This is a genomic window from Collinsella aerofaciens, assembly GCF_039752775.1.
In the GTDB taxonomy this organism is placed as follows: Bacteria; Actinomycetota; Coriobacteriia; order Coriobacteriales; family Coriobacteriaceae; genus Collinsella; species Collinsella aerofaciens_R.
This window is the reverse complement of the sequence record NZ_JBDMGT010000005.1, coordinates 5,811-27,677: the sequence shown is the minus strand read 5'-3', so window position 1 is coordinate 27,677 and position 21,867 is coordinate 5,811. Positions and strand designations below refer to the sequence as shown.

17 protein-coding genes are annotated in these 21,867 nt (G+C 59.8%); 16 read left to right on the top strand and 1 reads right to left on the bottom strand.

What is annotated here, in order from left to right:
• The first annotated feature begins 249 nt into the window (after positions 1 to 249).
• From ABHR63_RS02380 to ABHR63_RS02370, 3 genes are all read left to right on the top strand, one after another.
• Positions 250 to 642 (top strand): type II toxin-antitoxin system Phd/YefM family antitoxin, encoded by a 393-nt coding sequence (locus tag ABHR63_RS02380; protein WP_195246044.1) that lies wholly within the window; start codon positions 250 to 252, stop codon positions 640 to 642.
• The gene (locus ABHR63_RS02375) at positions 639 to 1,061 is read left to right on the top strand and encodes a PIN domain-containing protein (RefSeq protein ID WP_117745689.1); all 423 of its coding nucleotides are present in this window, start codon (positions 639 to 641) and stop codon (positions 1,059 to 1,061) included. The genes ABHR63_RS02380 and ABHR63_RS02375 overlap by 4 nt, the downstream gene beginning before the upstream one ends.
• Before the next feature lie 124 nt (positions 1,062 to 1,185).
• The gene (locus ABHR63_RS02370) at positions 1,186 to 1,314 is read left to right on the top strand and encodes a hypothetical protein (protein ID WP_346964871.1); all 129 of its coding nucleotides are present in this window, start codon (positions 1,186 to 1,188) and stop codon (positions 1,312 to 1,314) included.
• A gap of 140 nt (positions 1,315 to 1,454) precedes the next feature.
• Here ABHR63_RS02370 and ABHR63_RS02365 read toward each other — a convergent pair whose 3' ends face one another.
• The gene (locus ABHR63_RS02365; RefSeq protein WP_346964870.1) at positions 1,455 to 2,801 is read right to left on the bottom strand and encodes an MATE family efflux transporter; all 1,347 of its coding nucleotides are present in this window, start codon (positions 2,799 to 2,801) and stop codon (positions 1,455 to 1,457) included.
• A 258-nt stretch (positions 2,802 to 3,059) separates the two neighbouring features.
• On the opposite strand from ABHR63_RS02365, the gene ABHR63_RS02360 reads away from it, so the two are divergent.
• From ABHR63_RS02360 to ABHR63_RS02300, 13 genes are all read left to right on the top strand, one after another.
• Positions 3,060 to 4,889, top strand: a complete 1,830-nt coding sequence (locus ABHR63_RS02360; RefSeq protein ID WP_346964869.1) for an ABC transporter ATP-binding protein — start codon at positions 3,060 to 3,062, stop codon at positions 4,887 to 4,889.
• Positions 4,882 to 6,780 (top strand): ABC transporter ATP-binding protein, encoded by a 1,899-nt coding sequence (locus tag ABHR63_RS02355; RefSeq protein ID WP_346964868.1) that lies wholly within the window; start codon positions 4,882 to 4,884, stop codon positions 6,778 to 6,780. The genes ABHR63_RS02360 and ABHR63_RS02355 overlap by 8 nt, the downstream gene beginning before the upstream one ends.
• 210 nt (positions 6,781 to 6,990) lie before the next feature.
• Complete coding sequence (locus ABHR63_RS02350) at positions 6,991 to 8,028, top strand: hypothetical protein (RefSeq protein ID WP_346964867.1); 1,038 nt, start codon at positions 6,991 to 6,993, stop codon at positions 8,026 to 8,028.
• A gap of 235 nt (positions 8,029 to 8,263) precedes the next feature.
• The gene (gene moaA, locus ABHR63_RS02345; protein ID WP_346964866.1) at positions 8,264 to 9,319 is read left to right on the top strand and encodes a GTP 3',8-cyclase MoaA; all 1,056 of its coding nucleotides are present in this window, start codon (positions 8,264 to 8,266) and stop codon (positions 9,317 to 9,319) included.
• 4 nt (positions 9,320 to 9,323) lie between these two features.
• On the top strand, positions 9,324 to 10,625 hold the full coding sequence (mobB, locus tag ABHR63_RS02340; RefSeq protein ID WP_346964865.1) for a molybdopterin-guanine dinucleotide biosynthesis protein B: 1,302 nt from the start codon (positions 9,324 to 9,326) through the stop codon (positions 10,623 to 10,625).
• Between the two features lie 533 nt (positions 10,626 to 11,158).
• A complete protein-coding gene (locus ABHR63_RS02335) occupies positions 11,159 to 12,439 on the top strand; it encodes an MFS transporter (protein ID WP_346964864.1) in 1,281 nt (426 codons plus the stop codon).
• Between the two features lie 215 nt (positions 12,440 to 12,654).
• A complete protein-coding gene (locus ABHR63_RS02330; RefSeq protein ID WP_346964863.1) occupies positions 12,655 to 13,476 on the top strand; it encodes an HAD family hydrolase in 822 nt (273 codons plus the stop codon).
• Positions 13,477 to 13,920: 444 nt separating this feature from the next.
• Entirely contained in the window at positions 13,921 to 14,115 is a 195-nt protein-coding gene (locus ABHR63_RS02325) for a hypothetical protein (RefSeq protein WP_346965864.1), read from the top strand.
• A gap of 139 nt (positions 14,116 to 14,254) precedes the next feature.
• Positions 14,255 to 17,218 (top strand): SpaA isopeptide-forming pilin-related protein, encoded by a 2,964-nt coding sequence (locus ABHR63_RS02320; protein WP_346965863.1) that lies wholly within the window; start codon positions 14,255 to 14,257, stop codon positions 17,216 to 17,218.
• Positions 17,219 to 17,257: 39 nt separating this feature from the next.
• Positions 17,258 to 19,108 carry a SpaA isopeptide-forming pilin-related protein gene (locus ABHR63_RS02315; protein ID WP_346964860.1) on the top strand — a complete coding sequence of 617 codons (1,851 nt, stop codon included), beginning with the start codon at positions 17,258 to 17,260 and terminating at the stop codon, positions 19,106 to 19,108.
• 164 nt (positions 19,109 to 19,272) lie between these two features.
• The gene (locus tag ABHR63_RS02310; protein WP_346964859.1) at positions 19,273 to 20,412 is read left to right on the top strand and encodes a class C sortase; all 1,140 of its coding nucleotides are present in this window, start codon (positions 19,273 to 19,275) and stop codon (positions 20,410 to 20,412) included.
• Positions 20,372 to 20,776, top strand: coding sequence for a family 4 glycosyl hydrolase (locus ABHR63_RS02305; RefSeq protein ID WP_346964858.1), 405 nt, complete (start codon positions 20,372 to 20,374; stop codon positions 20,774 to 20,776). The genes ABHR63_RS02310 and ABHR63_RS02305 overlap by 41 nt, the downstream gene beginning before the upstream one ends.
• Positions 20,777 to 21,192: 416 nt before the next feature.
• Positions 21,193 to 21,597 (top strand): prealbumin-like fold domain-containing protein, encoded by a 405-nt coding sequence (locus tag ABHR63_RS02300; protein ID WP_346964857.1) that lies wholly within the window; start codon positions 21,193 to 21,195, stop codon positions 21,595 to 21,597.
• The last annotated feature ends 270 nt before the right edge of the window (positions 21,598 to 21,867 follow it).

Sequence of the window (21,867 nt, the reverse complement as noted above, 5' to 3'; positions counted from 1 at the left end):
GGTTGATACTTTCCGGGAGGTTTTTATTTGGGCGTGGTGGCGGGCAGCATGATCTGCGTCATGTAGGTTGCTGAGGGTGACCCTGCGGAGCGGTGTCGTTCCGGAGCGATAGAAGATTCATACAAAGCAAAGGGGCCCCGCAGTGAGGTTCCACAACGGGGCTGCCCCATTGTGATGAGTTTTATACACTTTAACATTAACATTAACGTGTATACTTAGCAGTGAAGATATATGTTGAGAGGAGCAGTTATGGTTACCGTCGCGTTTTCGGAACTGCGCCAAAACCTTACGCAGGTGGCCGAAAAGGTTGCCAATGAGGGCGAGGAGGTTGTGGTCTTCAAGCGGAGCAAGCCGTTGTTCAAGATCGTGCCGCTCGACTATCAAAGCCCGGTTGCAGTGGAATATGACGCTGCCCAGGAGCGCGGGGGTGCAAAGCCGACGTGCGGCTCGGACAAGCCCAAGCGCGACGTGGGTACGATGTGGCATCCCAAGATCACCTGGAAGGAGATCCGTGAGATGCTCGCGGAGAATGAGGACTACCAGGAGTATCTCGATATCGTAGCCAAAATGCCAAAAGGAACGCCGCTCGATACGATGACGGTTGAAGATGAAAAGCGCGTCGCGAGGGAGCGCTACCTATGAGGGCATTTCTCGATACCAATTTTCTGCTCGATTGCGTGCTTCCGGGCCGGCCGGAGCACGCAGCGGCGCAAACGATCAAGGGGCTCGTCGACGTGGGGCTTATCGAGGGCGTTGTTTCGGCCTGCTCTCTCAAGGACGCGTACTACATTCTCACCAAACAGGCCGGCGAGGCGCGCGCCCGCGAGGTGGTGCGCGACTGCCTTAAGAGCTACTCGGTAGAGCCTCTCGACCAAGAAGCTTGTTTTACCTCCGCCTATTCCGATGAGCCGGACTTTGAGGACGGCTGTATCCGTGCGATGGCCGAGCGTGCCGGCGTGGACTTTATCATCACGCGTGACCGCGCCGCTTTTGTGCGCTCGACCATCAAGACCTTCTCGCCTGCAGAGTTCATCCGTGCGTTTCCGATTCCGGAGGAGTAAAACCGCCATATCGGGGATTGTCCCCGGCGTTTGGCGAGCTTGTTGGGAGGCTCCTGGTCCAGTGACTGTTACAAAAAACGGCTATAGCAAATTTGTTGTACTTCGATCTGAAGACTATGACTTCATGGTTCAGGAACAGGCTAAGGCTCGTCTGATGGCTCGTATAGCTGTGGCCGAGAAGGAGCGTGCTGCTGGCATGGCGCGTGATGCCTTTGAGGCTCTCGATGACCTTGAGGCAAAATATGGCCTATAACGTCAAGATTCTGCCTTCAGCCGAACGTTTTCTGGGCAGTTCTTATTTGGACGGGGCAACCGGCACCGTGATCTGCGTCACACAGGTCGCGGGGTCGTCGCTGATGATGTCGTCGATGAGGGCGATTTCGCGTTGCCCCGCTACGCCACCAGCTTGTCAAAAGCCCCGCGCCGGTTGAGCACGGTAAACGCGACAACACAGATGACTGCCGACAAAATCGACCCACACGGCGAGGCGATGCCCATGGGAAACAACGTATCGGAATAGGCGTTCGACAGCAGCCACGCGCCCGGCACGCGAATGAGCGCCACGGCCAGCACGTTGTGCGCAAAGCCGATGTAGCTCTTGCCGTATGCAGCGAAAAAGCCGCTAAAGCAAATGTGGATGCCGGCAAAGATTGCATCGAAAATGTAGCTGCGCATATAGCCGGTGCCGGCAGCGACCACCGCGGCGTCCTTGGCAAAAAAGCCGATAAACGCCGGCGCCACCAGCCACATCAGCACCGTGATCAGACAGCCGTACACCACCGAGATCGTCATGGCGTCCTTGAGCACCTGACGCGCGCGGTCGCCCTTGCCCGCACCGGCATTTTGCGCCGTGAGCGCGCTGACGGTGGCACCCATGGAACTCGGCACAATGAACAAAAAGCTGATCATCTTCTCGACCAGGCCCACGGCGGCGGCGTCGACGAGCCCTCGGTGGTTGGCGATGACGGTGATAAACATAAACGCCACCTGGATGCAGCCGTCCTGCACGGCCACGGGCACGCCAATCTTAAGAATGCTGCCGAGCACCTCGGGCTGGGGGCGCAGGTCGCTGCGCTTTACGTGGATGTTCGTGCGGCGGCTCTTGAGCCACACGAGCGCGAGGGCAACGCTGGCCGTCTGGGCGGTCACCGTACCGAGCGCCGCGCCCACGGGGCCGAGCCCCATGTGGCCGATAAACAGAAAATCGAGCGCGATGTTGATGATGCATGCCACGCCGATCACGTACATAGGCGAGCGCGAATCGCCCAGCCCGCGAAAGATGGCCGAAAGAATGTTGTACGCGGCGATAAAGGGAATGCCGATAAAGCAGATACGCAGGTAGGCGGCAGTGCCTTCGACGGCTTCGGCGGGAGTGCCAATGAGCGCCACGATCTGCGGGCAAAGCGCGAGCAGGACAGCGGCCAGTACCACCGAGACACCCATAAAGAGCGTGATGGTATTGCCGATGGCGGTCTCGGCGCGGTCAAACCGGCGCGAGCCCACGGCGTGGCCGACGATGACCGTCGTTCCCATGGCCAGGCCCACGAGCGTCACGGTAATGATGTAAAGCGTCTGCGCGCCATTGCCCACGGCGGTGATGCCGGCAGCGCCGCTAAACTGCCCCATCATGTACAGATCGGCCATGCCGTAGAGCATCTGCAAAAAGTACGAGAGCATATAGGGCAGGGCAAAGACCGCGATGGTCTTAAGGACATTGCCGCGTGTGAGGTCGTGTTCCATGGGCGGGGCTTTCTGGCTGGGTTTGTTTACGTACCAGTGTAGTGAAAACCCTACAACGATTGTAGAGTCAAGGTTTGTGTTGACGCCGAAGCGAAAAAGTCTCGCGCACCATTATTCCGAGTGAATATGGACACACGTCACGAGAACTCGCCGCCGTCGCTAACCTTGCAGAAAACGATTTCGGAATACTTGACACCATTATTCGGCGCGCAATAATACGTGCGTTTGCGAACAACGTTTGATGGGGGTTGAACCTGCGTGCGCAATCTCAAAATACTGTTTTCCTATCTAGGGGCATACCGTCGCGATGCCATCCTCGGCGTGTTCTTTGTGTCGGTCGAGACGGTGCTCGAGCTGTTTATCCCGGTCATCATGGCCAACATCATCGATGTGGGCGTGCCTGCGGGTGATATCAACTACATGCTGCTGCAGGGCGCGTACATGTTGGTGTGCGCTGCGCTTTCGCTGGTACTGGGCTTGGGTTATGCCCGCACGTCCGCCCGCGTTGCCTCGGGCCTAGGCGCTAACCTGCGCGAGGCCGAGTACAAAAAGATTCAGACGCTCGCTTTTGGTAACCTGGACAACTACGACGCCAGCTCGCTCGTCACCCGCATGACCACGGACATCACCGTTATCCAAAATGCTGTGGGCAACGGCTTTCGCCCTATGGTGCGCGGCCCGGTGACGCTTATCGTCGGCCTTATCTACGCGCTGATGCTGTCGCGCCCGCTCGCCACCGTCTTTGCGATCATCTTGCCCGTGCTGGCAATCGTACTGGGCGTCATCACCTATCGCGTCAGTCCGCTCTACCGCCAACTCCAGACCTCGATGGACCACCTCAACGGCGTGGTACAGGAGGACCTCACCGCCGTGCGTGCCGTCAAGGCCTACGTTCGTACCGAGCACGAGGAGGCCAAGTTCGACGCAGTCAATACCGAGCTTGCGCGCACTGCGACAAAGACCTTTGGCAGCGCGGTGCTCAACCTGCCGGTGTTTCAGCTGTCGATGTACGTGGCTGCGCTCTCCATCCTGTGGATTGGCGGCCGCATGATCATCGAAGGTCGCTTGGGCGTGGGCTCGCTCACGGGCTTTATGAGTTACGTGCTGCTGATCATGAACTCGCTCATGATGATTTCCAACGTGTTTTTGCTGCTCACACGCGCTCTCACGAGCGTGGGCCGTATCGCAGAGGTGCTCGATGAAGAGCCCTTTATCGCCAATCTTGCGGGGGACCTCGCGACTGCGGCGCCAACGGACGGCAGTATCGAGTTTCGCGACGTGTCGTTTAAATACCGCGCGGATGCTGCCGAGGATGTGCTCGAGCATATCGACCTTCGCATCGAGAGCGGCTCGACGGTGGGCATCCTCGGCGGCACGGGCTCGGGCAAGAGTTCGCTTGTGCAGCTGATTGCGCACCTGTACGACGCCACTGAGGGCACCGTGCTTGTGGGCGGACACGACGTGCGCGACTACGACCTCGCGACCTTACGCGATGCCGTGGGCATTGTGCTGCAAAAGAATGTACTGTTCACGGGCACCGTGCGCGAGAACCTGCAGTGGGGTAATCCGCAGGCGTCGGACGATGAGCTCCTCGCGGCTTGCCGCGCGGCGTGCGTGGACGAGTTCCTTGATCGCATCGGCGGACTCGACGGCGAGTTGGGCCAAGGCGGCGCCGGTGTCTCGGGTGGCCAGAAGCAGCGCCTGTGCATCGCACGCACACTGCTCAAGCATCCGCGCGTGCTCATTTTTGATGACTCCACCAGCGCGGTCGATATGGCGACCGACGCTAAGATTCGCGAGCACATCGCTCGGATTCCCAATACGACCGTGCTCATCATCGCCCAGCGCATCGCGAGCGTCATGGATGCCGATCGCATTGTGGTGTTGGATGACGGTCGTGTCCACGGCGTGGGCACGCACGAGGAACTGCTGGCGGGCGACAACATCTACCAGGAGGTTTACGCCTCGCAGATGGAGTTTGCGGGGAACGTGGACGCCGGCGCCGGCGGCGACGATGGCTGCGCGAATGATCCGTTTTCCTCCGTTCCCAGCGGATTGCCCTTGGAAGGGGGTGAGCGCCATGCCTAAGACCGCAGCCCAAGCACGCCCGGCCGACCTCAAGCGCACGGTGCGCCGCCTGCTCTCCTACATGGGGCATGCCAAGTTCTCGTTGCTCGCGGTGGGCGTGCTCGCCTCCGTCGCCGCCATCGCGAGCCTCGTCGGCACCTACATGGTGCGCCCCATCGTTAACGGTTTGGCCACGGGCGGGGATGAACTGCTCGCCAAGCAGGTCATCCTGACGGCGATCATCTACGCCGCGGGCGTGCTTTCGGCCCTGGGCTACTCGCAGATTATGGTGCGCGCGGCCCAACACGTGGTGTCCGATATTCGCCGCGACCTGTTCGCGCACATCCAGACGCTGCCGCTCAGTTATTTTGACAGCACGCGCTCGGGCGACATCATGAGTTTTTTCACCAACGACGTCGACACCGTCTCCGAGGCGCTTAACAACAGCTTTGCCAACGTGATTCAGGCCGCCATTCAGGTTGTGGGCACCACGGCTATGCTCATCATCCTTAACTGGCAGCTCACGATTATCACACTCGTGTGCGATGCGGCCATTGTGCTGTATGCGCGCTACTCGGGCGCGCGCTCTAAGCGTTTCTTTGCTGCCCAGCAGGCATCGCTTGGCGACCTGGACGGATATATCGAAGAGATGGTCTCGGGCCAAAAGGTCATCAAGGTCTTTAACCGCGAGGCAGCGAATGTCGCCGGCTTCACCTGCCGCAACGACGAGCTTCGCCGCACCGGCACCGCCGCCGTGAGCTACGCCAACTCCATGGTGCCCATGACCGTCGTGATTGGCTACGTCAACTATGCCATCGTCGCGGTGGCGGGCGGCATGCTCTGCATCAAGGGGCTCGCCGACGTGGGCGCGCTCGCGAGCTACCTGGTCTTTGTGCGCCAGGCGGCCATGCCCATCAACCAGTTTACGCAGCTCGGCAACTTCTTGCTCAACGCGTTGGCCGGTGCCGAGCGCCTGTTTGCGGCTATGGACCTTAAGCCCGAGGTGGACGAGGGCTGCGTGGAACTGGTGCAGACGGGCGACGCCGCGTGGGCGTGGAAGATTCCCGAGGGCCAGGGCGTGGGCGCGTATGGGCATCTGCATGACGTGGCAGCCGTTGATGAGTCGGGCCGCGCGGTGGCCGCCGACGGCACCGAGCTCACGTGCGGCTTGGTCCCGCTTGCCGGCGACGTGCGCTTCCATGCCGTGGATTTTTCCTACGTGCCGGGCACCCGTGTGCTCACGGATCTCAACCTGTTTGCCAAGCCGGGGCAAAAGATCGCGTTTGTGGGCTCGACGGGCGCCGGAAAGACGACCATCACCAACCTCATCAACCGCTTCTACGAGGTCGATGACGGCGAGATCACGTACGACGGCATCGACGTCAAGCACATTGCCAAGGCCAGCCTGCGCGGGTCGCTCGGCATTGTGCTGCAGGACACGCACCTGTTTAGCGGCACCATTGCGCAGAACATCCGCTTTGGCAAGCTCGACGCGACCGACGAGGAGGTGCGCGCCGCTGCCGAGGCCGCCTGCGCCGACTCGTTTATCCGCCGCCTGCCGCGGGGCTACGACACACCGGTCACGGCCGACGGCGCCAACCTGTCGCAGGGTCAGCGTCAGCTGCTCGCCATCGCGCGCGTGGCCGTCGCCGATCCGCCGGTGCTCATCCTGGACGAGGCCACGAGTTCCATCGACACGCGTACCGAAAAGCTCATCGAGCGCGGTATGGACCGCATCATGCGCGGTCGCACCACGTTTATGATCGCGCACCGCCTGTCCACCGTCCGCGACGCCGACGCCATCATGGTCCTCGAACACGGCCGCATCATCGAGCGCGGCACGCACGAAGAGCTGCTCGCCCAGCACGGCGAGTACTGGCAGCTGGCGCATGGCTTAAAAGAGCTGGATTAACCCGTTCGAGCACGATGCTTTGATCCCTCCGTGCCCCTCACCTCAAACCATCACAACATTCGACGGTTTTTGCCAAAATCAGGAAAAGCATCGAATGTTGTGATGGTTTTTCTGCCACTCGACCGGGTGGAATCGCTTTCTTGAGCGCGAAGGTGTGCGGACCCGTGGGCAGGGGAATAAGGTTGGTTATCCGACTCCATTGGAGGGCTCATGGACCTGCCGATCGTCCTGTCCCATAAGACTGCCTGGCTGTACCACAACGTGGCGCGCCCGTCCGAGCCGCTCTCGCGAGCAAGCAGCCTATACGATGAGGACTCGCTTGCTAGCGAGGCGGAGCCGACTGCGGGCCTGCCCAAATTGGGGCTCGATGCCAAAGGGCTGAGGGCTTCAACGGCAGTTGGGATCGTTGCCGATTATCTGGTCTCGCTTGGTATTCCACGAGAAGAGCTCGATCATATCGATACGCTCGTCAACTTCGATTTTGAGCGCTCGACGCCGGCTGGATTTAGGTGCCATGTGTTTGGGGCGCCGGTACCTTCAGGCCATCTTATCGAGGTGGCAGAGGGCCTTCTGGTGGTTGATGAGGCCATGTGCTTTGTCCAGGCGGGTTCGTGGTTGAGCGAGCCCGAGCAGTTGGAATATGGCTACGAAATCTGTGCCCGATACCATTTGAATCATCTGTCGACAGGCGATTATATCGAGATAGGGCAGAGGTATACCGTTGCCGACTTGATTGCTTATTGCAATGAGAACCGATCTCGTCAGGGGGCTATACGCGCGGCCGCCGTGCTCAAGCGCGTGCACGATGGCGCGCGGTCGCCCATGGAGACGGCCACCGCAATCATGGTCGTAGCAAAACGTTCCCAGGGCGGGCTGGGATACACCAAGATCGAGCTCAACCATCGGGTCGATGTTCCCAACGAGTTCAAGTATCTCGCAAAGTCCGGGTATTTCGAGATCGACGTATATGCGCCTGCGAGCGGTACGGGGATCGAATACAACGGCTCGGACCATCTTGATAAACAGCGCAGCGCGTCGGATGCGGAGCGTATGACCGTGCTGAGCGCGCTGGGCTTTAGGATGATCGTCCTCACCGGGACTCAGTTTGCCCACCAGCTGCAATTGCACCGGGCGATGAACGCCATCGCGCTCGCTATGGGTCTCAAGTGCGACCGAAGCGAAGCGTTCCAAAAGCGGCAGAACGACCTGCGAGAATTCGTGATTCGGCACTGGGACGGCGGCCTTTAGGGGCGCCTTGGCCCTTCTACGGGGTGCCGTGGGCAGGCAGACCATCACAACATTCGACGTTTTTCGCCAAAAACGGGAAAAGCATCGAATGTTGTGATGGTTTGTATGCTGAGGATGGGCTTGGGAAGTCCGTCTTGCTCGAAGCGACCTGTCCTGTCGTACGGGTGTCGGCATGATTCTCCCGTGGGGTATTATGTTTTCTGAAGAATAAAACGCCGCGTGAGGGGAGGGCTGCGTGGACGGGCACGTGCAACATGACGGCTTTGGCCGCGATATCAACTACCTGCGCATTGCCGTTACCGACAAGTGCAATTTCCGCTGCATCTATTGCATGCCGGCCGATGGCGTGGCGCCCCGCGCGCATGACGAGCTGCTCAGCGCCGAGGAAATCGCCCGCTTTGTGCGCTTGGTAGCGGGGGAGGGCATTCGCCGCGTACGCCTGACGGGCGGCGAGCCGCTGGTCAGCCGCCGTATCATCCCGCTTATTCGCGACATCCGCGCGATTCCGCAGATCGAGGACATCTCGCTCACCACCAACGGCGCCCTGCTGCCCAAGCTAGCGCCGCAGCTCAAGGACGCGGGGCTTAACCGCGTCAACATCTCGCTCGATACGCTCGACCCTACGCTCTTTGGAAAGATCACGCGCTTGGGTCGGCTCGAGCAGACCATGGCTGGCATCGACGCGGCACTGGCTTGGGGCTTTGAGCCCGTTAAGGTCAACTGCGTTGTGGTGCGTCGGCTCAACCAGGATGTGGCGGCCCTTGCGCGGCTCACGCTTGACCGCCCCATCCACCTGCGCTTTATCGAATATATGCCCATCGGCGACGAGCACACGAGCTCGCATTGCGCTGTGGACCCGCATGTGCCCGCGCTCAATCCCGAACTGTGGGACGCGAGCGATACCGTGCCGAGCGACGAGCTGCGGGCGCGCATCAATGACGGGGCCGCCGCGACGGGACTGGGCGAGCTCGAGCCGCTCGACATCAACGACGCCCCTGCCGGCGCGGGCCCTGCGCGCTACTGGCACTTTCCGGGCGCGGCGGGAACGGTCGGTTTCATCAGCGCCATGTCCAACCATTTTTGCGCGAACTGCAACCGTCTGCGCCTGACGGCCGATGGCAACGTGCGTCCGTGCCTGTTCAGCGATGCCGAGTATTCGGTGCGCGACGCCCTGCGCCGTGGTGATGATATGCAGGTACTTTCGATTTGGCGCGATGCCGTGGCCCACAAACCGCAGGAACACGCGATAATTGAGGGCACGCAACGATTTATGTCCCAAATCGGAGGATGATCATATGGCCAAGAGCAGGTACGCCGATGCCACCAAGGCCGCTCGCAGGGCCGCGATGTCTGCCCGCAAAGTCACGGCTGCGGCCAGCGATGCCGTTGCAGGCGCGCAGCCGTCTGCCAGTGCTGCCATCGAGCCCGCCCGCGACGCCCGTCGCGACGAGCTGACGCACGTGGACGCTAAGGGCGAGGTGCGCATGGTCGACGTGTCCGACAAGGCCGAGACCCATCGCATAGCCATCGCCGAGGGCACCATCCTCATGCATCCCGAGACGCAGGCTATGGTGCTGCGGGATCGCGCCAAAAAGGGCGACGTGCTTGCTTGCGCGCGTGTGGCGGGCATCATGGCCATCAAACGCACGAGCGACATCATCCCCATGTGCCATCCGTTGCTCATTACCAAGAGCAAGTGCGACATTGCGCCCATCGCTCCGGCGGGGACGCCTGTCGATGACGTGCCCGAGGGCTGGGCGCCGGCGCGCGCGGACGGGCAGGTCGGCTTTCACGTGCTGGTTACGGCCGGCGTGACGGGCAAGACGGGTATCGAGATGGAGGCCCTGACCGGCGCGAGCGCCGCGTGCCTGACCATCTACGACATGTGCAAGGCGGTCGATCGCGGTATGGAGATCGTCGACGTGCGCCTGCTGCACAAGGAGGGCGGCCGCTCGGGCGTGTGGGATCGTGCAGAGCGTCAGACCGCTGCTGCTGAGGCCGTGGCCGCTGACGGTGTTGCACCCGCGAGCGCACCCGTCGCCGTCGCACCCGCAGCTCCGACACCGGCCGTCCCCGCGATCGCGTTTATCGGCTACCAAAACTCGGGCAAGACCACGCTCGTCGAGAAGGTTATCGCCGAGCTCACCCGCCGCGGCCTGCGCGTGGGTTCGCTCAAGCATCATGGGCATCACGGCTTTGATATCGATGTACCCGCTAAGGATACGTGGCGCCATCACCAGGCCGGATCCAAGCACGTGGGCCTCATCTGCGCCACGCGCTGGGCGGAGTACGCCGACACGCGCGAGGAGGACGAGATGCCCGCGCGCGAGCTGCTGTCGCGCTACAACGATGTCGACGTGGTGATCATCGAGGGCTACAAGACCGAGGGCTTCGACAACATCGTGGTCGCGCGCTCCGGTGTCGACCGTCTGCGCGGCAAGAGCTCGCTCGACCTGGTCGACGGTCACACGCTGGCCCTTGCCTGCAACGAAGCCCTGGCGCGTCAGGCCTTCGATGCCGGCTTCGCGACCCGAGCCATCAACATCAACGACGCCCGAGCCATCTGCGACCTGATTCAAGACCACCTTCAGGCTTGACGCTGCGCCGGCCCCAAGCACCCCATCTCGCCCCTCAAGCCGTCGCTCGCGTACCAAAGTACGCGTCGCTCCTCTTTCGGGGCGACCTGGGGCACTTGGAACCGGCTCGCTGCGCTGCCATAACATGCCAAATAGGGACAGGTTTATTTTGGCAGGTTTTATCTGGGCAAACGTCATTTCCACCACAAAGGGGCCAGGCACCTTTGTGGTGGATTTTGCTTTGCAGTAAAAACCATCACAACATTCGATGAAAATCGCGATTTTGCCGAAAAACGTCGAATGTTGTGATGGTTTGCGCCCCGGGCCAGGCCATCCTGCGAGTCCGGCCACCACAAAGGGGCCAGGCACCTTTGTGGTGGTTTTTGCTTTAGTAGATGTGTGGGACATGTCTTACAATCTACCAAGTAGTTCATGACGGGCGAAAAACGGAGAGAAGGGTCCTGATGCGTCCTTAATGTTTCATGCGGATAGATTGATTTGACAGACGGTGGCGAATGCCCGCCGTCCGCATTCGTACGAAACAAGGAGTCTCCATGCTCGCCTCTCTTTTCTCAAAGCCTCAACCTTCGCTGTCCGTGCAGGCCAAACGCCTGGTGGCGATGCGCTTTCTCATCTACACCGGTTTTCAGACCAGCTACTTCATCGGCGTCATCGGAACGCTCACCTATGCAGACGATGCCTCGGTCGTGGCGACATTGCTGGCCGTCCTGTTTATGAACGTATTCGTGATCTTGGGATCCTTTGCGGGTGGCGCGGCGCTTGACGCCTGGGGCCCGCGCCGTCATTTCTTGCTGAGCATCGTGGGCACGTTGGCAACCGGCGCGGCGATCCTCGTTTTTGGCAGCGCGACCGGCATCGTCCTGCTCGGCGCGGTGCTCCTGGGCTTTGTGATGGGATTCGCCCAGCCCATCGCCACATCCTATCCGGCCTATCTCACCGACGATCCTGTCGAGCTCAAAGACATCAACTCCGCCATCGCCATGTTCTCCAACGTGAGCATTATCGTCGGCCCCACACTGGGCGGCTTTGTCGCGGCGGCTGCGTCGTCGCGCGCGGTGTTCGTGCTCATGATGATCTTTACAGTGTTGGCGCTCGTCGCTGGTTGGGGCTTTAGGCCGCAGACCAGCCATGTCGCCGGGGATGCGGATGCCGATTCGGCAGAGGAAGGGGAGCGTGCGGGACAAAGTCCCGATCCCAACGCATCTTCCCGCGCTACCTTCGCAGCCAGCATCAAGACGGTCTTCACCAACAGCGTCCTCGCCCTGCTGTTCTGCATTATTTTCCTTTCAAACTTTGGCTACGGTGCCTTCGATCCGCTGGAGTCGTTCTTCTACCGCGATGTCCTGCACGTCGGTGTCGAATGGATGGGTTGGCTCTCGTCGGCCAGCGGTGTGGGCGCGGTGCTGGGCGCCGTGGCCGCGCTCCGCTTGCCGCCGCACCTGGTCAACCTAAAAACGCTGCTCGTGGCGCTTATGTCCGTGGGTCTGGGAAGCCTGCTCTACGTGGGAACGCCGTACGTGGGCGTGGCCCTCGTCGGCCAGATTGCCCTGGGCGTGGCCTGGGGCGTCGTCAATCCGCTCCACAACACGATCGTGCAAACGACGGCTCCGCTCGAGCAGCTCGGTCGCGTCAACTCGGTCATGGGCTTTGGCAACATGTTCGCCGGCGTGGCCCCGCTGGCGATTGCCCCGTGGCTAGCAGCAACATTTGGCGTGCAACAGACACTCGTAGGCGCGGGCCTGGTCGTAACGGCAGTTCCCGCAGCGCTGCTGCTGTTTGGACGCGGGCATCTGGATCGTGCTGCAGAGCGGTAAAACCGTCACAACATTCGATGAAAATCGCGATTTTGCCGAAAAACGTCGAATGTTGTGATGGATTGCGCTGAGACCCGAGCACCACAAGCCACCACAAAGGGGACAGGCACCTTTGTGGTGGTTTTTGCTCCTGCGTGCCGTGCTCGCGCCTTGGTATACCATGTACTCCATTTCCAATCGCTTCCCACACCGCCACACTACCCAGAAAGGGCCCCATGGACGCCACCTTCGGCCACATCAAAGCCGTGTTCTGCGATATCGACGGCACGCTGCTCACAAGCGAGCACACGGTGTCCCCGCGCACCGTGGTCGCGATCCGCGCCCTGCGCGAGCGCGGCGTGCTCTTTGGCCTGTGCACCGGGCGCGACGCCCACGCGACCGAGGCTATGTACGAGCTCTGGGGCATCGACGGCCTGGTAGACGTGATGGTGGGCTGTGGCGGCGCCGAGGTCATCGACCGCGCGCACGGCATCAACGAGCTGAGCTACCCGCTGCCGGGCGAAACCATCGCGCGCATCTGCAAGCACATGGCGGACCTTCCGGCAACGCCCGTTTGCCCCCGAGACGGCGTGTTCTACGTTCCCGAGACCAATGCATGCGTCGAGCATCTATCGCGTGTCGACGGCGTGCCCTATAAGGTGGTCGATTTTGCCGAGTTCTTGCGCGAGCCGCAGCCCAAGGTGATGTTTACCATGGCGCCCGAGGTGATGCCGCAGGTCATCGAGCGCGCATCGACGTTCGCCGATGACACCGTTAAGGCGGCCGCCCTGCAAACCACGCAGCGCCTCTACGAGTTCATGGATCCGCGCGTGTCCAAGACGCGCGGCCTTGTGCGCGTGGCGGAGCTCAACGACATGGAGCTCCAGAACATCTGCGTGTTTGGCGATGCCGACAACGACCCCTGCATGGTGGCCGACGCCGGCGTGGGCGTGGCCATGGCAAACGGCAGCGATGCCACCCGCGCCGCTGCGGACTTTGTAACCGCCAGCAACGACGAAGACGGCATCGCGATCTTTATCGAGGAGCATCTGCTGTAGCGCTGGGGGAGAATCACCGCAAAGGGGACAGGCACCTTTGTGGTGGTTCGATCAGGCGTCCCGGCAACCGATTGCCGGGACGCTTTTTTGTCCCGTGGCGAATCGATGCGGTGAACAAACGACCACTCACAGCCAAATATCGACCGTTCACAGATTGAGTGGGTTAAAACAAAATGTTGTGCAAATAACAACAGAGTGTTATTTACCTCTATTTGCCAACAATTCTACCTGTGGTTTTCTAAAACTGAAAAATCGAATAACACTGCATAAGTTGAACAAATGTCAAGAAATAAGACTCTGAGAAAAGAAATTGATTGAAATGGGCTTTTCGTTGTTTAAACATTGAGTAATAATATGCATATTGAGCGCGAGCAATTATAGGTTGTGCGCCCAAGGTTAATTTGTGAAAGAGCAAGATCGCAGTCTCTTGGGGGGGAGGCATCGATGGCGGCAAATTCGGATAAATCTAAGCAGAACAATAAAGCGGCACATCGTGTACTAGCAGGTGTTTTGTGCGGAGCTTCCGTTTTGAGCCTGGTGCTGTCGCTCGTTATGCCCCCGATCTCGCAGGCCATCGCCAACGACGCCCAGACAGTTTCTGCCGAGGAAACTGTAATGGGGGGGGGGTTCCTCAAGTGAGTCCGCTGCTGTAGGTAACACCAGCGAGGATGCCGAAAACCAGAATAGCGACGAGACCGATGGCGGCGAGTCTGGCTCTTCAAATAGTGTTGAGCAGGCTCAGAGTGCGAATGCGGCTTCAGCGGGAGCGACGGCCACCGTGAAGCCGGGAATTTACGTTCCCACGTCTATCGGTATCGGTACGAATATCAATGTCTCAACCCCTGATCCCGGCGTGGCCACCTACGTCGGCCGCGACATGTACATCGGTGGCAAGCCGAGCGATAAGCCGAGCGACGGCACTATCGATCTTGATGCGGACAACGCCCCCACCGGCTCATATGCCGCTGAGGCGGAGGGCCTTACCGTGGTCCGTGGCAAGCTTGCCATGAATCCACTCAAAGAGAGCTGGCCCTATAATAATAGTGGCGGCGCTGGTTTCCGCTTTGGCACCGTTGGTTTTGGTTCCCAGTTCCGTCCTGTCTACGGCAGCACCGTGCTTGCGGTCGCCGGAATCGACAGTGCGATCACCAAAATGAGCGTTGGTTACAACGGCAACTTGCCGGGGGCGACTACCGTTGGCGCTTGGAACAAAGGCGCTTGGGTCGGACAGCAGAGACCTTTTGAGGGCGCGACTCCTTCCGGCTTTGCCTACACCGCGCAAATCGCAGGCCCCATCACATACTGGCGCGATAGCGACTATAAACGCCAGTCTGTGGTGACAATGCAGGGTAATTGGTACGAGGGCTTGTCTGCTCTGGAAAGCACCCTGTTCAATAAAGCTGTTGATTTGACTAATGTCAACGGTAACGATTATTCGAGCTATAACGGTACAAATGGATACCTCTCGAAGCTATCGAAACAGCTCGACTCGTTTGAAGATACCGGCGAGGTGGATGTCAACGGCTTTGCAGAGCCTAATAGCAACTACGTCATCAACAAGTACAATAACGACGGAACAAGCTATACACTCAAATTCGATGGTAGCGACGATGGTAGCGGCAAGTCTGTTTCCGGTGCGCTCGATACCGGAATCCCGAGCAATAAGATTCGCAACACCGAGCGACTCATCACCTTTACCGGCGATGGAACTTCTATGCAACAGGTCTTCACCATCGCCGGTTCCGAGCTCTCCAACTGGAAGAATGGCGTCTACTACCGCGGCGTCGACTTTAAGTTCACCAATATCCCCGAAGGCGCATCCATTGTCGTGAACGTTACAGGTACTAATCCTGTCGAGTTCCACAACGGCTGGCGCTTCTGGTGGGGAGATACAGAAATATCTCGCGGTTACGAGAGTCAGTACGCCAAGAAAGACCTTGACGCGAAATACTCGCTGGCTTCCCAGTCCATCATGTGGAACTTTGTCGATACGCAAAGCCTTACCATTCGGGGCGGCATCGCGGGAGAGGACCGCGCGGACTGGGGATACGGTGGCGCAACTACCGGTGCCAAGTGGACTGACGACGATCCTGCGGCGGCTATGATCGGATCGATTCTCGTTCCCAACGGAAGTTTCGACGACCATGTTACTACCAACGGCCGCGTTTATGTGGGCGTCGATTTCTCAATGAACAGCCCGAAGGTTGCCGCAGCATTTGGTGAGGGTAACTCGGCTTCCGTCATCGACATGGACCAGGAGCGTCACAACTTCCCGTGGTCTGGTTCGTATACACCGGACGGCTCTGCCATTGCGTGGAGCAAGGTCGACGCTGCGGACGCCAAACCGCTCGCGGGTTCCGAGTGGGCCATCTACGCGACCGAGAACGATGCGCAGAACAATGAGAACCGTATCGTCTCCATTGTGGATAACGGCACGAATGACTCCGATCCTACCGTTGGTACCATTCAGTTCAACTACCTGAACCAGAAGGCCAATATTGGCAACCCTGATGACAAGGACTACTTCACGTACTACATTCGTGAGACTAAGGCGCCGGAGGGCTACGAGCTTTCCAATACGATCTATACCTCGAAGATGTTCCACACGGGCGATGAGCTCAACCTTGTGGGCAACGTGGACACCAACGGCAACGAGATTTCCAGTCCGAAGAGAGCCATCGCCAACACCAAGACCACTGGTACAGTGTCTTGGACCAAGGTTGAGGACGGAGATGAGAAGCACGATCCGTTGCCTGGTTCCGAGTGGAAGCTTGCGAAACTGGGTGCCGATGGCTCGACCGAAGTGAAGTCCTGGACCGTGAGCGACCGGTCGAAGTTGAGCGACACCACGTGGGCCAATACCGACGCCACGGATGGCAAGTTCAAGCTTGAGGGCTTGCTGCCGGGCACGTACACGCTTGCTGAGACCCAGGCTCCGTTTGGCTACGAGAAGAACCCGACGGATTTTCGGTTCACGGTGAACACGGACGGTTCCGTCACGTGGGACAAGGACAAAAAGCCGTCTATCGACAAGAGCGGCAACGCGTACATCTCCGATACTCTCACCACCACGTCCGTGGAGATCCCGGTGACCAAATCGGTTCGAAACATGGATTGGCCGAAGGTCGACAAAGTCAACTATGTGCCGTTCGAGTTCAGCATTGAGGCTACGGGGGGAAATAGGGATAGCGCACCCATGCCCGATCCGAAGACTATTTCCGCCGCTCCCGCAGGCTCCACCAAGGTCAACGACATCGTGGCGAAATTTGGGGAGATCACGTTCTCCAAAGATCACCTCGCCACGGTCGATGCTTCAAACCCGACGGGGGAGAAGACCTACACCTACACGCTGAAGGAGGTCGCGCCCGCCACCGGTGCCGTCAATAAGCTCCGCTACTCCAAGGCCGAGTACCAGGTTGCCGTCACGGTGACGGCCGTCATGGTCGATGGTAAGTACACCGGCCTCACCACCTCCACCACGGTCACGCAGGTGAAGGACGACATGGGCAATACCGTGAGTAACACCATCGGCGAGGACGTCGCGCCCGACGCCATTCCCGCCTCCACCTTCACCAACGTGAAAGTCCTCACGGACCTCCCGCTCACCGGCACGGGATGGACCGAGAACTCCATGCTCCTCGTGGGCACCGGTCTCATGCTTCTGAGCGGCATCGCTGCGGGAGCGTATTGGTTCGCTACAAAGCGCCGCCAGGACGACCCGTCCGATGGCGCTGGTAGATAGATGTTTATGAATGTCGGGCTCATTTCTGAAAGGGGAATCATGAACCGATTCGTACAAAAGCTGATCGCCGGTGCTGCTGCCGTAGCGATCGCCGTAACCGGCCTGTTGGGCGGCGCGCCCGTGGCCAAGGCTGCGGATCCTGCACAGCCGACGGACGGCACCATCACTATCATCAACAACGATTCCGCTACGTATGACCATACGTTCGAGGGCTGGAGGCTCGCCACCCTGAAGAACGTTACCGTTACCGGTACGGGTGAGAATGCCTCTATCAACTTCGAGATCGATACCACTGACGAATTCGTTAACGTTATTGTCGAAGTCATGAGTGAGATGACCGTGGACGGCAAAAACGTTAAGACCGAGTACGAAGCTGACGCTAACTACAACGGTAGCGTGACTGGTACCGAGGCAAACCCCATGGGCTACCTTATCGACAAGGTGTTTAAGACTGGTGGGAATGCTACTGTCGAAAACACTGAGACGCTGTGGAAGAACAGTTCCACTGCTCTCCGTGAATTCGCGACTAAGCTTTCCGCAAAGACCCTGACTTCCTCCGTGGCTGACAATCACAAGACGGATTTCAAGAGCGGTAATGCGACGACCGGCGCGAATGAGTGCAAGCAGGGTTTCTGGTTCCTGATGGACACGACCGCCGATCCGAAGGGCACCGTTAACGCAAATGCTATTGAGTCTCAGTCCATCCCGATGCTGCTTGCTACCAAGCTCGTTAACCCGACTGATCAGGATGCTCCTGACTACGCTGGCGCTACTGCGAACCTGGGCACCGTGACCCTTAAGGCCAACGAACCTTCCATCAACAAGGAGATCACCAAGGTCAACAAGGCTGATGCCGATTCCAAGACCAAGATGAACGCTCGTATCGGCGACACGATCACCTATACCCTTACCACCACGATTCCGGACTACACCGGCTACGTCGACGGCTCCCGCGTGCTGCAGCTTATCGATACCGCTGCTCACGGCCTGAAGGACGTTACGGTTACCAAGGTTAAGGTTGGCGACACCGAGCTTAATGAGGATGCTGACGCCGATAACAACGGCTACGTCCTGAAGCAGGACAAGAATCGGATCGATCCCTTGGACAACTGCAATAAGGCTGACGCTACTGTCACCACGGTTGACCTTGCTCACTACGTTAACACGAACGACAACATTGCCTCTGGCGCTACGGTTACCGTTACCTTGACCGCTGTTGTCGACTCCGATGCCGTTATTGCTGGCGTTGGTAACCCCAACACCGTTGAGCTTGCGTACTCTCGTACCCCGAGCGGCGAAAAGCACCAGGTTCCTGGCCCCACCGTTCGCGTGTACACCTATGACTTCAGCATCTATAAGACCAACATGGCCGGTGACACCGCGCTCTCTGGTGCTCAATTCGCCATTGCCCGCGTGGACAGCAATGCTGAGACCTTCATGACGCAGGACGCTGTGACCAAGGCCTGGAAGAATCTCACTACTGCCAAGCCCGCTGCCGATGCGGACGGGGGCGTGTTCACTACCAGCGCTGACGGCAAGATCGCCATGTCTGGTCTCCCTGCTGGCGAGTACCACGTCTACGAGATTAAGGCTCCTGATGGCTACACCAGCATCGGCCTTCCCGATTTCAAGTTCACCATCACCCCGACGTTTGATACCGCCGGCACGACGGTAACGTCCGTGGCGTACGAGAAGACGACCAATACCGACGGCAATCGCGTCTCCTTCGGTACGGGCGAAACCGCTTCTATGGCTCAGATCAAGAACGCCAAGAATCTCACCGAGCTGCCTATGACCGGTGACCTGGGCATCAAGGTCTTCGTTACTGTGGGTGTGCTGCTCATGGCTGCTGGCGCCGCCTTCGCCCTGAGTGCACGAATGCGCGCTTAATTCCCTAGCTTGATGACGCGGCGAGCGGGCGATCGTCGTCTCCTATCAGCGCCTGCGCGTCGCGTTCTCATCTTCCCTTTCGCCGCACCCCGTCGCGCTTGGACCCGCGGCGGGGTCGGTGCTTTGACCGCGCCCTCGCACCCACACCCCCGGAGGTGAACCACATGGAGGCAATCAAGCCCGTATCGACGATGCGCACGCCGAGCGGCGGTTCGAACCCGGCTTCCCCCAGCCGGCGTAAACCGCCCCTCGTCCTGCGCCTGCTTTCCCTTCTGTGCTTTGCCGCTGGCTTTGTTATCGTGGCCACGCCCCTCGTCCTGCGCGCTATTTCCCAGGCTGAGCAAACGGCCGCAGTTACCGCAGCCCAAAACACCGTGGATGGCTGGCCCTATCCGCAGGCGGAGGAGGCCCTCGCGGCCGCACACGCCTACAACGAGCAGCTGGCCGCCGGCGGTCAGGACGTCATCGGCGAGGTTGTGGACCCGTTCGGTAGCACCTCCGGCGCCTCCACCGCCTCTGGCTCTGAGGATTCCATCGCCTCGCAAGACACCACCTACCAGGGGCTTCTTAACGCGGGATCGGGCCTTATGTGCTCGGTGCGCATTCCTAAGATCGACGTGAACCTGCCCGTGTACCACGGCACCTCCACCGAGGTACTCGCCGCGGGCGCCGGCCACCTGTATGGAACGTCGCTTCCCGTGGGTGGCGCGAACACGCACGCCGTGCTTACCGGCCACCGCGGCGTGCCGGGCTCGCTCCTGTTCACGCGTCTGGACGAGCTGCAGGTTGGCGACTCGTTTTACATCGAGGTGATGGGCGAGGAGCTGGGTTACAAGATCGACCGCATAGACGTGATTACGCCCGACGACGATTCCAAGTTGCGCGTGACCGCCGGCGAGGACCGCGTGACGCTCATGACCTGCACGCCCTACGGCGTGAACTCGCACCGCCTGCTGGTATCGGGTGTGCGTGCAAGCATTCCGGATGAGGTTCCCGTGCCCGAGGAGGCGCAGGGCATCAACACCACCGCGGTGGCGCTGGGCGTTTTGGGCGCGCTGCTGGCGATTGTTGTGGGTCTCGTTGTGGCCGGGCACGTGCGCAAGAAGCGGCGCGCCGCGCAGCGTGCCGCCGTTGCCGCCGCGGTGACGTTGGACGCCGACGCGGCTGCTGGCGATGGCGGAAACGGGTGGACCGCGGGAGCCTCCAGGTTTGCGGCCCCCTTCGCCTCCTCTGCTTCAGCCTCCTCGGCTTCCCCCGATTCCGATGCTGATTCTCCCGAGTATCGCGGGCGACACCTGCGCTAGCGCCCGCGTCGGTGCTCAATATCGCTCGAAGTGTAGCGCCTTCGCTCGCTTCCTGGTCATTTGCCAGAACCGCGGCGCGATCCCGAACATGCCGTACGACGCGATGGTCGAGCTTCCTGCCTACATCGGCAAGAACGGCCCCGAGGTCATCTCGCGCGACAACATCCCGCTGTTCCAGCAGGGCCTCATGATGCAGCAACTCAACTCCGAGAAGCTCGTGGTCGAGGCGTGCATCGAGGGTTCGTATGAGAAGGCGCTCAAGGCGTTCACGCTCAACAAGACGGTCCCGTCCATGACGGTGGCCAAGGAGATTCTCGACGACATGATCGAGGCCAACAAGGATTTCTGGCCTGTGCTTAAGTAACGAGACCTTCGACGACGGCCCGACTGCGAACGGTTCGCAGCGGCCTTTGAGGTTCATAGGCTCCCCCTGGGGTACATCCCAGGGGGAGCCTCTCAGAAGCGCCCGAGGGGCGCTTTTTGTGTATATGGAGACAAAAGGGATATGCAGTCTTTATATACGGCCTCCTTTTAGGAGGGTCGATTTCTCCGGTTGATTTCCAATCTCAGCTGAACACATTGAGCGGATAGGCCGTTTCCGCAGTTAGCCGAAAGCCCCCGGGGTCCCTCCCGGGCCCCGGGGCGGCATTTTCCCAGTTGAAGGAACGGTGGAGATGTGTTTCGGTGGGTCCGGTGGCCATACTCCGCTCTCCGCCCGGCACCTCTTCCAAGGGAACCGACGAGGGCGCCGGCGCCCAGTATGTCTAAGAGAACGGTTCTTTGGGCAATACTGCTTATGATTTTACGACTGATGATAAGGGCGAAATCAGCGTCAAGGGCCTCGATGCTGGCGCCTACACGGTCGAGGAGACCCATACGCTCCCCGGCTATAACACCGTGCCCAAATTCACGTTCACCATTACTGCCACGGGTCTTAATCAGAACGAGGGCGAGAATACGTTGACGGTGACCACATCCAAGAATGGCTCTGGTCTCGTCACCAATTCCTCTTCTGGTGGCGGCACCGTTACCCTTACCGTCAAGAACAAGAAAGGCTCCGGCCTCCCGCTGACCGGTCTTAACGGCGTGACCTTCACTTGGATCGCTGGCAGCGCAGTGCTGTGCATCGGCGTGGCACACCTCATCCGCAGCCGTAAGCAGGCTGAGGAGTCCGAGCACGAGTAACGCTCGCTCACCCATCACTTTGGCAGGTGGGATGTGATGGCCATGAGACTTGCGGACACTTTTCTCGTCCATCTACGCTCTTGCTTTGCCATTCTCTTTTCGGGGCAACGCAGCCAGGCTCCATTGCTCGATGGATCAAGCGTATGAATATCGAACAGATGTTTGCAATTATTGCGTTTACCAGCTGCGGGTGCATACGCTCGCAGTAAAATGGCCTTGCGACGCATCCCGTGCGCGGGCGGCCGACGACTCGATCGGAGGTCCCCAAAT